The organism is Acinetobacter cumulans (assembly GCF_003024525.3).
Taxonomy (GTDB): Bacteria; Pseudomonadota; Gammaproteobacteria; order Pseudomonadales; family Moraxellaceae; genus Acinetobacter; species Acinetobacter cumulans.
Genome location: NZ_CP035934.2, coordinates 125,443 through 141,222, shown reverse-complemented (window position 1 = coordinate 141,222; position 15,780 = coordinate 125,443). Strand labels below are relative to the sequence as shown.

Here is a 15,780-nt window from a genome sequence, read left to right as displayed (position 1 = left end):
CCCTCATTATATTTTGTAATCAAAAATAGACGTATGATGGCTATTTTTAATACACATTTGTCTTTTTATTAAAATTGAATATGATCTAAATAATTGATGTTAATGTTTATTGTTGAGTAATTGCTCTATTGTTGTTTTCACTATGCCGTATGCTAAATTTCTTTAAAAATAGGCTTTTTATTTATCATTAAAAAATATCTTTGTACACGACAAAAAAAGATAACTCATTGAAATAATGGCATAATACTTGTTTTCTGACGACGAATATGATGACACATTTCAATGAGTTACATCTCATCTTAAACAAATATCTAAAGTGGAACAAGTCACATGCAAAATGTTTTACACTGATTATGCTTGCATTAATTGTAAAACAGACATGTAATCTTTCTTCTGCATCTAAAGCCTTACCCATCAAGTGCTTACCACAATCATTTTATCGACGTATACAACGCTTCTTTGCAGATCAGTATTTCGATTATCGTCAAATTTCTCAGTTAATTTTCAATATATTTTCATTCGATAAAGTCCAATTAACTTTGGATAGAACTAATTGGAAATGGGGAAAACGAGATATTAATATCTTGATGTTAGCCATCGTCTATCGTGGAATAGCGATACCTATTGTTTGGACATTGCTCAATAAACGTGGAAATTCAGATACAAAAGAGCGTATTGCTTTGATTCAACGCTTTATCTCCATTTTTGGTAAAGATCGTATTGTGAATGTGTTTGCAGACAGAGAATTTATCGGTGAGAAATGGTTTACATGGTTAATTGAAAATGACATTAACTTCTGTATACGTGTTAAAAAAACTTTATTGTGACCAATCACTTAGCCAAGAATCATAAAATTAGTGATTTATTTCGTCATCTTCAAGTTGGTCAAACTGAATGTCGTAAACGACGTATTTGGGTTGGTCGAGTGAAACTGTATATTAGTGCGCTACGATTAGAAGATGGAGAACTTTTACTTGTTGTTTCTCCTATGTTTAATGCTTCTGCTATTCGTGATTATGCATTACGCTGGGAAATCGAAACGTTATTTAGTTGTCTCAAAGGACGTGGATTCAATCTTGAAAATACTCGTTTAACAGACCCACCCTAGACGAGTCAAGAAATTGATAGCAGTGCTAGCTATCGGTTTCTGTTGGTGCTATTTAACAGGTGAATGGCAACATGATCGGAAAAAAGCGATAAAAATAAAGAAGCATGGACGACTTTCAGTAAGTTTATTTCGCTACGGTTTGGACTATGTTCAAATGGCTATTCTACGTTTGATTGGTTTTGGAAAAAAAGAAGAATTTAAGAAAGTGCTAGCAATTTTAAGAAAGAAAAGCCTGATAGGACAAGGATCCTATGAAATTTGTCGTGTACAGAGATCTGTGTTATAGCGTTTTAAAACATCAGGCTGCCTATCAAAGAGATTATTTATTAGCCGAATAATCTCAAAACCTGATTGACTACCAAGACGGTATCTCAGGTCGCTGACTTCACATATATTAAAACTCATTCAGATTGGGTCTAAACCACATTTATTATTGATGTTTTTTCATGTGCAATTGTTGGCTGGAAAGTATCAACACGTAAGAATACAGATATGGTGCTTGATGCGCTGAGTTATGTATCGTCTTTTGAGCTTGAAGCAATGTACGATTATAAGATTAACCCGTTAGGTCAGGTGGCCTAACTTAAATAAAAAAGTCTCCGACAAACCCGGTACGGTTCAGTTTTTGCATAGACCCAAGTGTTAAATCATCATTACGATTCTTGCGTACCACACCATGGACACGTGAAAAAGTAGAAAGCTTATATTTGTACGTCTTACGCCAAAAGGCCAAACAGAAACCGTAGCCTCAGGCAACACCCCTCTCATCATAAAATTATACCAGTCAGTAAAACACTCTTAGATTAAGCATATGAATGTTAGTTATTATTGTTGATTATCACAATAAATTAGTGACCAAAAATCAAAGTACCCTACCCCACCTTAAATTACGTCACACAAAATTAAAACTCTATATAACTGTTATATATAGAGTTTATTAACATACCAATTATGTAATTTAGTGTATTTTATGTCGGTGACTCTTGCCAAGGTTGGGGTCGGGAGTTCGAGTCTCCTTTCCCGCTCCAAATTCAAAAAACCCTCATCTTTGATGAGGGTTTTTTTATGCCCATACAAAACACAAAAAATACCACTCAGACAGTCGTTGACAAATCCAATGCCTTCATCAAGGATAAGATTAAAAATCAAACGCTGAGAATAACAATGAATGATCTTTCTGCATGCACCTATCAGCCCGACATCTTGGGCGCAGGCTATGAGCAAACAACCCTAAAATTTTCCGATGATTTTGAAGGCCCCGTCACAGCAACCTTAATCCGCAAAAAAGCCACTTCAACCACCTCTAAAGCTGTTTTATATATTCACGGCTTTATTGATTATTTTTTTCAAACAGAAATGGCGGCGCAATTTAACCAACACGGTTTTGATTTTTATGCACTCGATTTAAGAAAATACGGACGCTCAATTTTGCCACATCAAAAATACTATAACGTGCGTAAGATTGCCGAATATGATGCAGAAATTAATCAAGCCCTTGATATCATTGGAGCAGAAGACCACGATGCAGTACTGCTCTGTGGGCACTCCACTGGTGGCTTAACCACAACACTATATGCAAGTCACAATCCTAATCACCCACTGATTAAAGCACTTTGGGTCAACAGCCCTTTTTATGACTTCAATATGAATCCACTGAAACGCAAGCTTGGTGTTCCTCAGCTGAGTCGGCTAGGCAAAGTTTTTCCAGACTTACAGTTTCCAAGTGAGCTCAACAAGTGGTACACACCCAGTCTTCACAAAGACTTAAAAGGTGAATGGGACTTTAACCTAGATTGGAAAAAGACCACCTACCCCAAAGTACGCCTAAGCTTTATCACCGCCATTCATGAAGCACAAAAAGAAATCCATCAAGGTGTTCAGTTAAATATTCCAATTTTAGTCATGCATTCCAATCAAACCAAAAATCCGCGTAAATGGGGTAAAGATGCACAAAGCAGCGATGTAATTTTAGGCGTGAAAGATATTGCTAAATATGCGAAAAAAATTCAGGGCGATGTCACCATCCAAAGTATTCATCATGGCCTTCACGACTTAGTGCTATCGCAAAAGCCTGTACGCGAACAGGTATACCAACAATTATTTACTTGGCTTAACCACAAAGGATTGTAATTTTACAATCTCACCAGCCTAGGCCTTAAAGGGATCACCTTCTACACATCTTTAAGGCCACATCTAAATGTTAGTCCAACACTAAACTAAGCGAGTGCCTTATCTCCTTTATTGCTTCGAAATATCCCATACAAAACAAAATCGTGACTGAGTTAACAGCCAAGCACCCACACCCTAAATAAATTGTCTAAAAGATGTAATTTGCCATTCAAAGCACCACCATCCACTCTTATATTCAAAGAGCGACTAAAAACGCGCAGTTGTACCTGAGAACAAAGCATAGGCTTTGTATGACGTTGAAGAACACCATAATAAGCAAAGGAACAGTCAATATGCGTTACGCAGATCCAAATACAGACGGCTCAAAAGTTCAATTTAAATCACAATATGAAAACTTTATTGGTGGCAAATGGGTCGCACCAGTAAAAGGCGAATATTTTGACAACATCTCCCCAGTTGACGGCAAAGCATTTACCAAAATTCCACGTTCATCGGCTGAAGATATTGAGTTAGCGCTCGATGCTGCGCACGCAGCCAAAGCCGAATGGAACAATACATCACCGACTACTCGCTCTAATCTGTTACTGAAAATTGCAGATCGCTTAGAAGAAAATCTAGAATTATTGGCCGTTGCAGAAACATGGGACAACGGCAAACCTGTACGTGAAACACTGGCTGCAGACATTCCACTCACCATTGACCATTTCCGCTACTTTGCTAGCTGCATCCGCGCACAAGAAGGCGGTATTTCGGAAATTGATGGTGACACCATTGCTTACCATTTCCATGAACCTTTGGGTGTTGTGGGGCAAATTATTCCTTGGAACTTCCCTATCTTAATGGCGGCTTGGAAACTTGCACCTGCCTTGGCTGCGGGTAACTGCATTGTGCTTAAACCTGCTGAGCAAACTCCAGCCAGCATTTTGGTTTTGGCAGAATTAATCCAAGACATCCTACCTGCTGGCGTACTGAATATTGTCAACGGATACGGCGTAGAAGTCGGCCGTCCATTGGCAACTAATCCACGTATTGCCAAAATTGCATTTACGGGTTCTACGGCTGTCGGCCAAATGATCATGCAGTATGCCACTGAAAATATTATTCCTGTAACACTGGAACTTGGTGGAAAATCACCAAACATTTTCTTTGAAGATGTGATGGATCAAGACGATGACTTTTTGGATAAAGCGCTGGAAGGCTTTGCCATGTTTGCACTCAACCAAGGTGAAATTTGTACCTGTCCTTCACGTGCTTTAGTCCATGAAAGCATTGCAGATAAATTCCTTGAAAAAGCCATTGAACGTGTAAAGCGCATTAAGACTGGCCACCCACTGGATACTAACACCATGATTGGCGCTCAAGCTTCGCAAGAGCAACAAGATAAAATCTTAGGTTGTATCGCAACTGGTCGTGCAGAAGGTGCGCAAGTGCTGACCGGTGGTGGTGAACGCCAAGAAGTTGGTACAGGCTTCTACATCGAACCAACCATCTTTAAAGGCAACAACAGCATGAAAACTTTCCAAGAAGAAATTTTTGGGCCCGTACTTGCTGTAACCACATTTAAAGATTTCGATGATGCCATCAAGATCGCCAACGACACGATTTATGGCCTTGGCGCAGGCGTATGGTCACGATCAGCACATACTTCATACCGAGCAGGCCGTGCGGTTCAAGCCGGTCGCGTATGGACCAACTGCTACCATATCTATCCTGCGCATGCGGCCTTCGGTGGCTACAAAAAATCAGGCATCGGCCGTGAAAACCACAAAATGATGCTCGACCATTACCAACAAACCAAAAACCTGTTGGTGAGCTATTCTACTAAACCTATGGGCTTCTTCTAATTGAGTTAGTCTATGGTTAAACCCTAAAAAGCGAACTTCGGTTCGCTTTTTTATTTGACCTGTTTAGAAGCTATTCAATTCTCTATAGCGCAGCTTCCACAAAATGCAGATGGTCAACCCCCCAATACATTTCATCTGCTACAAACCACGTTGGTGCACCAAACACCCCACGATCAATCGCTTCTTGTGTGACCGCCTTCAGCTCAGATTTCACCTTTTCATCTTCTAGCCACGCCTGTACTTGAGTGACTTCAAAACCTAATTCTTGCGCTAAATTCATCAGCTCTGTCACATCATTTAAACTACGTGGCTGAGCAAACATGGCATCAAATAGCGCAGTCAAAACCCGTTGAAAATGCGCTGGCTGATATAACTGCACAGCAGTAAGCAAACGCATTAGCATTAAGGTATTAATTGGAAAATAAGGATTCATCTGTACAGGAATATGCCATAGCTTGGCCCAGCGCTGTAAATCAATCATCGAATAGCGTGCTTTGGCTGGCACAGCCATTGGACTGTTATTCCCAGTCGCTTTAAAGACCCCTCCTAATAACATCGGTTTCCATATCATTTCTGCCTGATGTTGCTCAGCAATCTGCTGTATACGGTGAAACCCCAAAAAGCTATATGGGCTACCTAAATCAAAATAAAATTCAATCTTGCTCATTTTCAAAGTCCTCGTCATTTTATGTGTCCATTCAATTCTTTTTATATCCTTACCAGCGCTCCATCCAGGGTCTGAGGTCTAATTCATGTGTCCATGCATCCCGTGGTTGCTATGAAAGATGCCAATAATTTTCAGCAATATGTGCAGAGTTTAAAATACCGTCTTGCGCCTTTTTCATATACATCTCAGGAAAGGTATCTTTAATAAAGTCAGTATCAATCGCACCATCGACCACCACATGCGCCACATGAATATTACGGGGGCCAAGTTCTCTCGCCATACTTTGCGCCAAGGCACGAAGCGCATGTTTTGCACCTGCAAAAGCCGCAAAGCCGGCTGCACCACGTATACCCGCCGTTGCACCAGTAAAAATAATCGTGCCACGCTCCCGTGTCACCATGCGTTTCGCCGCTTCACGGCCAGTCAAAAATGCGCCAAAGCAGGCCATTTCCCATATTTTAAAATATTTACGTGCTGTTTCTTCCAAAATACTACAAGGCACATTGGCACCAATATTAAATACCAGCACTTCGATCGGCCCTATTTCAGACTCAATCCGCTCCATCAGCTCAACGACCTGTTCTTCTTTACGCGCATCAGAAGCAAAACCAAATGCCGTGCCCCCCTGCTGTTCAATTTCTTCTATTAGAGGCACGAGCTTATCTGCATTTCTTCGCGTCATGCAGGCTATATAGCCACCGCGGGCAAAACGCTTGGCAATTTCACCGCCAGTCGCATCTCCTGCACCAATGATTAATGCCACGCCCTTGGCTGGATGAGACAGCTGATTATTTTCCATGACGATCCCCTCGTGCTGGATTGTTTTATTCCATGCGCTATCAATATTCTATTAGATAACGATCGTTACTATAACGAATACTATGTTATGATTAAATTATCGTCAATCTTAATTTCAGGGTCGTGCTCATGCGCTACAAACCCGAATACAAACAACAAAAACGGCAAGAATTGCTTCACATCAGTGGCCAGTTAGCAAAACAAAATGGCTTCGCTGCTACAGGCGTAGACAGCTTTATGAAGGTAGCTGGTGTCACCAGCGGTGCGTTTTACTCACATTTTTCGAGTAAGCAAGATTTGTTTAAAGCATTAATAGAAACAGAATTGCAACACAGTTTTGCCCATTGGGAAAATAATCCCCATCAGACGTTAGCAGAATGGGTTGATTTTGAGTTGGACCGTTATTTGACCCCTTCGCATTTAAAACATGCAGATCAAGGTTGTGTACTCCCTGCATTGGCCAGTGAAGTGGCACGCGCCAATGACGACATCAAATATACCTATCAACAAGAACTGCTTCGTGGTCATGCACTGTTTACACAACACTTAGGATGCCCAGATAAAGCTTGGGCTATGCTCTGCCAGCTGGTTGGTGCCATTTTAATTGCTCGTGCGATTCCAGACCCTAGTCTCCAACAGCAGATTCTTCAGGCCAATAAAACCATGATGCGAAATTATCTTTATCATTTGGCACAATAAATTCATATACATGTAAATAACGCTGATCAAGGGTCATTGCTCATAATTACTTTTTCGTAAAGCAGTCATAGCCATCGATACTAAGGGACAAAATGCTGTGCTTTATGCCTTTCCACACTAACTTTGTCATTTTTTATTCTTTTCAATTGCTTAAAGATTATGCATAAAGCGATTCTTTTAAATTCAGCCTGACTTTAAAAATTGGTTCGGACTGTGTATAACAATGGACCTGAAAGGGAAAATGATAAGCATAGGCAAAACGCACAAAAAAACGTTAGACTATGCAACAATCTATATAAGTTTAATGTCTTCACAGAAGACGAAAAAGAAGGTGAAGGCTGATGCCGCTCAATACAGTTGAAGAGCTCGTCGCGGATATTCGTGCAGGTAAAATGGTCATTCTAATGGATGACGAAGACCGTGAAAATGAAGGTGATTTAGTCATCGCTGCCACCCACGTGCGCCCTGAAGACATTAACTTCATGATTACGCATGCACGTGGCTTAGTTTGCCTAACATTAAGCAAAGAGCGTTGCCAACAGTTAAATCTACCACTCATGGTCGATGCCAATGGCGCACAGCATGGAACAAACTTTACATTGTCGATTGAAGCCGCAAATGGCATTTCGACTGGCATTTCACCTGCAGAACGCGCGCACACCATTCAAACGGCTGTAGCTGCACATGCAAAACCAGCAGACATCGTACAACCTGGGCATATTTTCCCACTGATGGCACAGCCTGGTGGCGTATTACACCGTGCAGGTCATACTGAAGCGGGTTGCGACCTGTCACGTTTAGCTGGGCTAGAACCTGCTTCTGTCATTTGTGAAATTATTAATGAAGATGGCACCATGGCGCGCCGTCCAGATTTAGAAGTATTTGCTGAAAAGCATGGTCTTAAAATGGGGACCATTGCCGATCTTATTCACTACCGTATGACCAATGAACAAACGGTAGAACGTTTAGATCAACAAACCCTCGACACAGAATACGGCACATTTGAATTGTTCCGTTACCGTGAAGTGGGTAACCCAGACATTCATTTGGCTTTGGTCAAAGGTGAACCAAAAGCAGGCGTAACTACTGTGCGCGTACATGGCTTTAGCCCAGCACGTGATTTGTTGAAAATCAACAAAAAAGATGGCGAGCCAGCTTGGAACCTAGACAAAGCACTGAAAGAAATTGCCAGCAGTGACCGTGGTGTATTGGTCTGGATTGGTCAGCGTCATTTGCAAGACCTAGGCCCTGCGCTTGAAAGCTTGACCGCACCAAAACCAACCAAATCAAATGCAGCTTTATCTCAGCAATACCAAACCATTGGTGTGGGTGCACAAATTTTACGTGATTTAGGTGTTGAAAAAATGAAGCTTCTTAGCTCTCCATTACGTTTCAATGCCCTATCAGGCTTTAACTTAGAAGTGGTGGAATACATCACCGCAAATCAAACATCTTAAGAAATTATCGAGGTTACTATGGCAGTTCGCCGTATTGAAGGTATGTTACATCTCGCGAACGAAGACCGTTATGCGATTTTAGTTGGTCGTTTTAATAGCTTTGTTGTAGAACATTTGCTAGAAGGTGCCGTTGATACATTGAAACGTCATGGCGTATCAGAGGATAATATCACTGTTGTTCATGCGCCTGGTGCTTGGGAACTTCCTATCGTTGCGAAAAAACTCGCAGCAACAGGTCGTTTTGACGCTATCATTGCACTTGGTGCCGTGATTCGTGGTAGCACACCTCACTTCGACTTTGTTGCAGGTGAATGTGCTAAAGGTTTAGGCGTTGTTGGCCTAGATGCTGGCTTGCCAGTAATCAACGGTGTATTGACTACGGACAGTATTGAACAAGCGATTGAACGCTCAGGAACAAAAGCAGGCAATAAAGGCAGCGAAGCTGCATTGACTGCAATTGAAATGGTTAACTTGTTAAAGGCTATTTAACGCTATGTCGCAAACACTTCAAGCAACTTATGCAGCAAAACGCAAAGCACGCCGTTTTGCTGTACAAGGAATTTATGAATGGCAAATGAGCCACAATCCAGTGCATGAAATTGAAGCGCGTACTCGCGTGGAAAATGCTATGCATAAAGTGGATCTCGGCTATTATCATGAATTGTTGACCGAGGTGGTTGCCAATCATGAAGCATTGGATGCGCTTTTAATCCCTGTGCTTGACCGCGAGTTATCAGCGCTTGATGGCGTTGAACTTGCGACGCTTCGTTTAGGTGCGTATGAATTGAAAGAACATCTTGAAATTCCATATCGCGTCGTTTTAGACGAAGCTATCGAGCTAGCTAAACATTTTGGCGGTGCAGACAGCCATAAATACATCAATGGTGTATTGGATCGTTTAGCGACCACATTACGTGCAGCAGAAAAGCAGCAAGCGAACTAAGTTTTTAAGTCGAATTGTTGTATGGCTGAGTTTTCGATTATTGACACCTATTTTAATCGCAAGAATGTAAATTCTGTCGATTTAGGGGTCGGTGACGACTCAGCCCTGCTCACCCCTCCTCCACAGCAACAATTGGTCATCTGTGCCGATACTTCAGTTGCTGGACGACACTTCCCCTTCGATACAGATCCACATGCCATTGGTTGGAAATCTGTTGCCGTCAATCTTTCTGATATTGCGGCCATGGGCGCTAAACCGCATAGCATTTTACTCGCATTGAGCTTACCCCAAATTGATCATGACTGGCTCAAAGGCTTTAGTCAGGGTTTATATGATTGTTGCGATCAATTTGGTGTGAGTTTAATTGGTGGCGATACCACCCAAAGTCCTCACTTAACCATTACCATTACCGCACTGGGCTGGATTGAAACTGGTCAAGCCATTACACGCTCGGGTGCTCAAATCGGCGACCTCATTTGCGTCAGCGGCACAGTTGGTGATGCAGCTTATGGCTTAAAACACCGTGGGCACCCCTTACAGCAACGCCTAGACTATCCAACACCTCGCTGTGAACTGGGTGAGCAACTCAAAGGCTTAGCCTCGAGCATGATCGACATCTCAGACGGTTTGGCTCAAGATTTGGGACATATTCTCACGGCTTCAAATGTCGGTGCGACCATTGAGTTAGATAAGCTTCCTCTCAGCGAAACTGTAAACAAATTATCTGAACAAGAAAAATTTCAATCTGCATTAGCAGGTGGCGATGACTATGAGTTATGCTTTAGTATCAGCCCTGAAAATTACCAAAAAATTAAACAACAGTGCGTCAATACATCGATTACGATTATTGGACAAATTACCCAAAACTTGGGATTAAATTTATTAAAAAATGGCGTAAATTACTCCATTCAATCTAATGGATATCAACACTTTGCATAAACCTAAAATTCATTTCCAGCGTATGACTTGGTTTGAACGTTGCGTCGTGTTTTGTGGCGTAGGTTTTGGGTCAGGCTTAGCTCCTAAAGCACCAGGGACTTTTGGTTCTGCTTTCGCATTACTGTTTATCCCTGCGTGGCTTGCAATTGGTTTGAATGCCACCATTATTGCTATTGTGCTGATGTCAGTCATTGGAATCTATATTTGTGGCAAAACAGCACAAATTATGGGCGTACACGATGATGGGCGTATCGTCTGGGACGAATTCGCAGGCCAATCCATTACCTTCTTGCCTCTTCTATATTTAGGCAATATGAATTGGATCTGGGCATTGATTGGATTCGGCTTATTCCGGCTCTTTGATGTTTGGAAACCATGGCCTATTCGTGCCATTGACCGTGGCGTCGATGGTGGATTCGGGATCATGCTCGATGACATCATTGCAGGTTTGTGGGCAGCCTTGTGTATTTGCCTATACTTTTATTTCTTATCGATGTGAAGATACTTCTAGGATCAACCATGTCAACAAGCGTTATCATTCTCGCCGCTGGTAAAGGAACGCGTATGCGCTCTAATTTACCAAAAGTCTTGCAACCCTTAGCAGGACGCCCTCTACTGGGACACGTAATTGAAACTGCAAAAAAACTCAATGCAGCCAATATTATTACGATCTACGGTCATGGTGGCAGTTTGGTTCAAGAGGCTTTTACTCAAGAACACATTCAATGGGTCGAACAAGCTGAACAACTCGGTACAGGCCATGCGGTAAAAGTAACGCTCCCCGTCTTACCAAAAGAAGGCCTATCGCTCATCCTTTCAGGTGATGTGCCATGCATTACGCAGCAAACCCTGCAAAAGCTACTCGACGCATCTCAATCTTCTGGTATTGGCTTAGTCACTTTAACTGTTGCTGATGCAACAGGCTACGGCCGAATTGTACGTGAAAACGGTAAAATTCAAGCGATTGTAGAACACAAAGACGCTTCTGAAGAACAACGTAAAATTAAAGAATTCAATACGGGCATTTATGCTGTGAGCAATGCCAAATTGCACGAATGGCTTCCACGCTTAAATAACAATAACGCGCAAGGCGAATATTACCTGACCGATATCGTTGCCATGGCGATTGCGGATGGCTTAGAAGTCGCATCTGTAGAACCAGAGCTTGCTTTTGAAGTTGAAGGCGTCAATGACCGCGTACAACTGGCTGCCTTAGAACGTGAATTTCAAATATTCCAAGCAAAACAGCTCATGCAACAAGGCATACATTTGATTGATCCGAGTCGTTTTGATTTACGTGGCAATCTCACAGCTGGCAAGGATGTACGCATTGATATCAATGTGATTATCGAAGGTGATTGCGAGCTTGGTGACAATGTGGAAATTGGTGCAGGCTGTGTAATTAAAAACACCAAAATTGCGTCAGGCACCAAAGTTCAACCTTATAGCGTATTTGATAGCGCTGTCGTAGGTGAATATGCTCAAATTGGGCCTTTCGCACGTTTACGCCCAGGGGCAGAATTAGCCAATGATGTGCATATTGGCAACTTTGTTGAAGTCAAAAATACTAAAATTGGCCTCGGTTCTAAAGCCAATCACTTCACTTACCTCGGCGATGCAGAAGTAGGTGCAGGCTCAAATATTGGTGCAGGCACGATTACCTGTAACTATGATGGTGCCAACAAATTTAAAACCATTATTGGCGATGCAGCCTTTATTGGTTCAAACAGCTCACTCGTTGCTCCTGTTACCATTGGCAATGGTGCAACAGTCGGTGCGGGTTCAACAATTACCCGCGATGTTGCTGACAATTGTTTAGCTGTAGAACGCTCTAAACAATTTGCCAAAGAAAATTATCAGCGTCCGCAAAAAATTAAGAAATAAGAGGTCAAAATTATGTGTGGCATCGTAGGCGGCATTGCTGAACGCAGCATCACTAATATTTTAATTGAAGGCTTAAAACGCCTTGAATACCGTGGCTATGACTCTGCAGGTCTAGCCCTCATCAATTCAGGTCATGTACTACGCGAACGTCGCGTGGGTAAAGTTGCGAATCTTGAAGAGGCGGTTAATCAATCACAAATTTCAGGTTCACTTGGAATCGCACATACCCGCTGGGCAACACACGGCAAACCAACTGAAAATAATGCGCATCCACATATTTCTGGTACGGTTGCGGTTGTACACAACGGGATTATCGAAAACTACCAAGAGCTCAAAGATGACTTAGAAGCTTTGGGCTATGTGTTTACCTCACAAACAGATACCGAAGTTGTGGCACATTTGGTGAATGATGCACTGAAATCCACACCGAGCTTACTCGAAGCTGTACGCCAAGTTGTACCACAGCTGAAAGGTGCTTATGCGCTTGGTATTGTCCATACAGATCACCCAAATGAATTGATCACGGTACGTGAAGGCTCACCACTGGTGATTGGTGTCGGCTTTGGTGAAAACTTTATTAGTTCAGACCAATTGGCACTCCTGCCTATTACTAATCGCTTCATTTACCTTGAAGAAGGTGATATCGCGCGCCTAACACGTACCAGCATTGAAGTATTTGTAAATGGCAACCGTGTAGAACGCCCAATTAAAGAACTTGATGCGACTGTCAGCAATGCATCAAAGGGTGAATATAAGCATTTCATGCTCAAAGAAATTTATGAGCAACCCGAAGCAATTCAGCAAACCATCTCTCAAGCCTTAAATGGCAATGCATTACGCTCAGATTTCTTACAAGAAGCTGAAGCTGACTTTGCGAAGATCCAACAAGTGCAAATCATTGCCTGTGGTACCAGCTACCATGCGGGTATGATTGCAAAATATTGGTTTGAACAGCTCATTGATGTACCTTGCCAAGTCGAAATTGCCAGCGAATTCCGTTATCGTTCACCTGTGATTGTAAATAACACACTCTATGTGTGTATTTCACAATCTGGTGAAACAGCAGATACTTTAGCGGCACTTCGTGATACGCAAAAACGCGCTCTCGCAAAAGGCCTAGACATTACAACCATGACGATTTGTAACGTTGCAACATCGTCTATGGTGCGCGAAACCAATCACAGCTTGCTGACACTTGCAGGCCCAGAAATTGGTGTTGCATCAACCAAGGCCTTTACCACACAGCTCGCTGCCTTAATGTTATTGACCTTAAAAATTGGTCAAATCAAGGGCAATATTTCAAATCAAGCAATTGAAGAAATTACAGCTGAGCTATGGCACCTTCCAAAAGTTATTTTAGATACTTTACAAAATAACGAAGAAATCCTTCGCCTCTCTGAACTGTTTAAAGAAAAACAACACTGCCTATTTTTAGGCCGTGGTACGAATTTCCCAATTGCACTAGAAGGCGCATTGAAACTGAAAGAAATTTCATATATTCATGCCGAAGGTTATGCTGCAGGCGAACTCAAACATGGCCCATTGGCTTTGGTTGACAATGACATGCCTGTCGTGATTCTTGCACCGCAAGATGACATGTTGGATAAATTAAAATCTAACATGGAAGAAGTTCAAGCACGTGGCGGTGAGCTCTTTGTTTTTGCTGATGAAAACAGTGGCATCAAAAATAAAGATCGCCAACATATTGTGAATGTGCCAAACATTCATGCTCTACTGGCTCCAATTGTTTACAGTATTCCTGTGCAACTGTTGTCATACCATGTTGCTGTTTTACGTGGTACAGATGTAGACCAGCCACGAAACTTAGCAAAATCCGTAACTGTTGAATAACAAAAAGGCTGACGTTGTCAGCCTTTTTCCTAACTACAATTTGAGAACTTTATATGACAACCTTAACTTGTTTTAAAGCTTATGACATTCGTGGAAAACTTGGGGAAGAATTAAACGAAGACATCGCCTATAAAGTAGGCCGCGCCTATGGTCAAATTTACCAACCTAAAACCATCGTGGTCGGCTGTGACATTCGCTTAAGCAGTGAAGGCTTAAAACAAGCAACCATCAAAGGCCTGAATGATGCAGGCGTCAATGTGCTTGATCTTGGTATGACAGGGACTGAAGAAGTCTACTTTGGTGCATTCCATCTTGATGTACAAGGGGGAATTGAAGTCACTGCCAGCCATAATCCTATGGATTATAATGGCATGAAATTGGTGCGTGAAAATTCACGTCCAATTAGCGCTGATACAGGCTTAAAAGAAATTCAAGCTTTAGCTGAAGCTGGTGTATTCAATGAAGTTGAGCATAAAGGCACGACAGAAAAATACAATATTTTGCCTGAATTTGTAGAGCATTTGATGGGCTATATTGACCCAGCAAAAATTCGTCCATTAAAACTGGTGGTCAATGCGGGGAATGGTGCAGCAGGCCATGTAATTGATGCCATTGAAGAAAAATTCAAAAGCCTCAATGTGCCTGTAGAATTTATTAAAATCCATCATGAAGCGGATGGCACATTCCCCAATGGTATTCCCAACCCACTCCTAGTTGAAAACCGTGACAGTACACGTAATGCAGTACTTGAACATGGGGCAGATATGGGCCTTGCCTGGGATGGTGACTTTGACCGTTGCTTCTTATTTGATGAAAAAGGTCAATTTATTGAAGGCTATTATATTGTTGGCTTACTTGCTCAAGCATTTTTGCTCAAGCAAGCAGGTGAAAAAATTGTGCATGACCCACGCCTCGTATGGAATACCGTGGACATCGTAGAACAATATAAGGGCCAAACTGTACAATCAAAATCAGGGCATGCATTTATTAAACAAGTGATGCGTGAACAAAATGCGGTATATGGTGGCGAAATGTCTGCACATCATTATTTCCGTGATTTTGCTTACTGCGACAGCGGCATGATTCCATGGTTGTTGGCTGTTTCAGTATTGTCTGAAACGCAGCAAACACTGTCTTCTTTAGTAGAAGGCATGATTGCAAAATTCCCTTGCTCTGGCGAAATCAACTTTAAAGTACAAGATACACAAGTGACGATTCAAAAGATCTTTGAGTTTTTTGCAGCACAAAATCCTGCGATTGATAAAACTGATGGCATTAGCCTCGATTTTGGCAACTGGCGCCTAAACGTGCGCGCTTCGAATACTGAGCCACTGTTACGCCTAAATATCGAAACAACAGCATCGAAAAATCCAGAATCTATTCAATACTATGTTGATCTACTTACCCAGCTCATTGAAGCTTAATTGATAGCAATAAAAAAGAGCCTTTCGAGGCTCTTT

At 41.9% G+C, this 15,780-nt stretch carries 13 protein-coding genes and 3 pseudogenes; 14 read left to right on the top strand and 2 right to left on the bottom strand.

Annotated elements, in window-relative coordinates:
• Positions 1-269: 269 nt before the first annotated feature.
• The 5 genes and pseudogenes from C9E88_RS00580 to exaC all read left to right on the top strand — a co-directional run bounded on the left by C9E88_RS00580 (position 270) and on the right by exaC (position 5,082).
• Positions 270-1,363, top strand: a pseudogene (locus tag C9E88_RS00580) (IS4-like element ISAba33 family transposase).
• A 120-nt stretch (positions 1,364-1,483) separates the two neighbouring features.
• A pseudogene (locus C9E88_RS00575) lies at positions 1,484-1,618 on the top strand (IS3 family transposase); the annotation flags it as partial.
• 113 nt (positions 1,619-1,731) lie between these two features.
• Positions 1,732-1,854: pseudogene (locus C9E88_RS00570) on the top strand (VF530 family DNA-binding protein); the annotation flags it as partial.
• A gap of 418 nt (positions 1,855-2,272) precedes the next feature.
• Positions 2,273-3,238 (top strand): alpha/beta hydrolase, encoded by a 966-nt coding sequence (locus C9E88_RS00565; protein ID WP_106986767.1) that lies wholly within the window; start codon positions 2,273-2,275, stop codon positions 3,236-3,238.
• A 332-nt stretch (positions 3,239-3,570) separates the two neighbouring features.
• Positions 3,571-5,082, top strand: coding sequence for an acetaldehyde dehydrogenase ExaC (exaC, locus tag C9E88_RS00560; RefSeq protein WP_137287903.1), 1,512 nt, complete (start codon positions 3,571-3,573; stop codon positions 5,080-5,082).
• Between the two features lie 82 nt (positions 5,083-5,164).
• Here exaC and C9E88_RS00555 read toward each other — a convergent pair whose 3' ends face one another.
• The gene (locus tag C9E88_RS00555) at positions 5,165-5,749 is read right to left on the bottom strand and encodes a 2-hydroxychromene-2-carboxylate isomerase (RefSeq protein WP_137287904.1); all 585 of its coding nucleotides are present in this window, start codon (positions 5,747-5,749) and stop codon (positions 5,165-5,167) included.
• A 109-nt stretch (positions 5,750-5,858) separates the two neighbouring features.
• Entirely contained in the window at positions 5,859-6,548 is a 690-nt protein-coding gene (locus C9E88_RS00550) for an SDR family NAD(P)-dependent oxidoreductase (protein WP_106985578.1), read from the bottom strand.
• Positions 6,549-6,676: 128 nt separating this feature from the next.
• Here C9E88_RS00550 and C9E88_RS00545 point away from each other — a divergent pair, with 128 nt between their 5' ends.
• From C9E88_RS00545 to C9E88_RS00505, 9 genes are all read left to right on the top strand, one after another.
• A complete protein-coding gene (locus tag C9E88_RS00545) occupies positions 6,677-7,246 on the top strand; it encodes a TetR/AcrR family transcriptional regulator (RefSeq protein ID WP_106985579.1) in 570 nt (189 codons plus the stop codon).
• Positions 7,247-7,587: 341 nt separating this feature from the next.
• On the top strand, positions 7,588-8,703 hold the full coding sequence (gene ribBA, locus C9E88_RS00540) for a bifunctional 3,4-dihydroxy-2-butanone-4-phosphate synthase/GTP cyclohydrolase II (RefSeq protein ID WP_106985580.1): 1,116 nt from the start codon (positions 7,588-7,590) through the stop codon (positions 8,701-8,703).
• Between the two features lie 18 nt (positions 8,704-8,721).
• Positions 8,722-9,192: a 6,7-dimethyl-8-ribityllumazine synthase gene (ribH, locus tag C9E88_RS00535; protein ID WP_067731440.1), complete on the top strand. Its 471-nt coding sequence runs from the start codon at positions 8,722-8,724 to the stop codon at positions 9,190-9,192.
• A gap of 4 nt (positions 9,193-9,196) precedes the next feature.
• Entirely contained in the window at positions 9,197-9,646 is a 450-nt protein-coding gene (gene nusB, locus C9E88_RS00530) for a transcription antitermination factor NusB (RefSeq protein ID WP_106985581.1), read from the top strand.
• A 21-nt stretch (positions 9,647-9,667) separates the two neighbouring features.
• Positions 9,668-10,585, top strand: a complete 918-nt coding sequence (gene thiL / locus C9E88_RS00525; RefSeq protein ID WP_106985582.1) for a thiamine-phosphate kinase — start codon at positions 9,668-9,670, stop codon at positions 10,583-10,585.
• Entirely contained in the window at positions 10,563-11,084 is a 522-nt protein-coding gene (locus C9E88_RS00520) for a phosphatidylglycerophosphatase A family protein (RefSeq protein WP_106985583.1), read from the top strand. The genes thiL and C9E88_RS00520 overlap by 23 nt, the downstream gene beginning before the upstream one ends.
• Before the next feature lie 20 nt (positions 11,085-11,104).
• Positions 11,105-12,469 (top strand): bifunctional UDP-N-acetylglucosamine diphosphorylase/glucosamine-1-phosphate N-acetyltransferase GlmU, encoded by a 1,365-nt coding sequence (gene glmU / locus C9E88_RS00515; protein ID WP_106985584.1) that lies wholly within the window; start codon positions 11,105-11,107, stop codon positions 12,467-12,469.
• 12 nt (positions 12,470-12,481) lie between these two features.
• A complete protein-coding gene (gene glmS, locus C9E88_RS00510; protein ID WP_106985585.1) occupies positions 12,482-14,320 on the top strand; it encodes a glutamine--fructose-6-phosphate transaminase (isomerizing) in 1,839 nt (612 codons plus the stop codon).
• Between the two features lie 53 nt (positions 14,321-14,373).
• Positions 14,374-15,744, top strand: coding sequence for a phosphohexomutase domain-containing protein (locus tag C9E88_RS00505; RefSeq protein ID WP_106985586.1), 1,371 nt, complete (start codon positions 14,374-14,376; stop codon positions 15,742-15,744).
• The last annotated feature ends 36 nt before the right edge of the window (positions 15,745-15,780 follow it).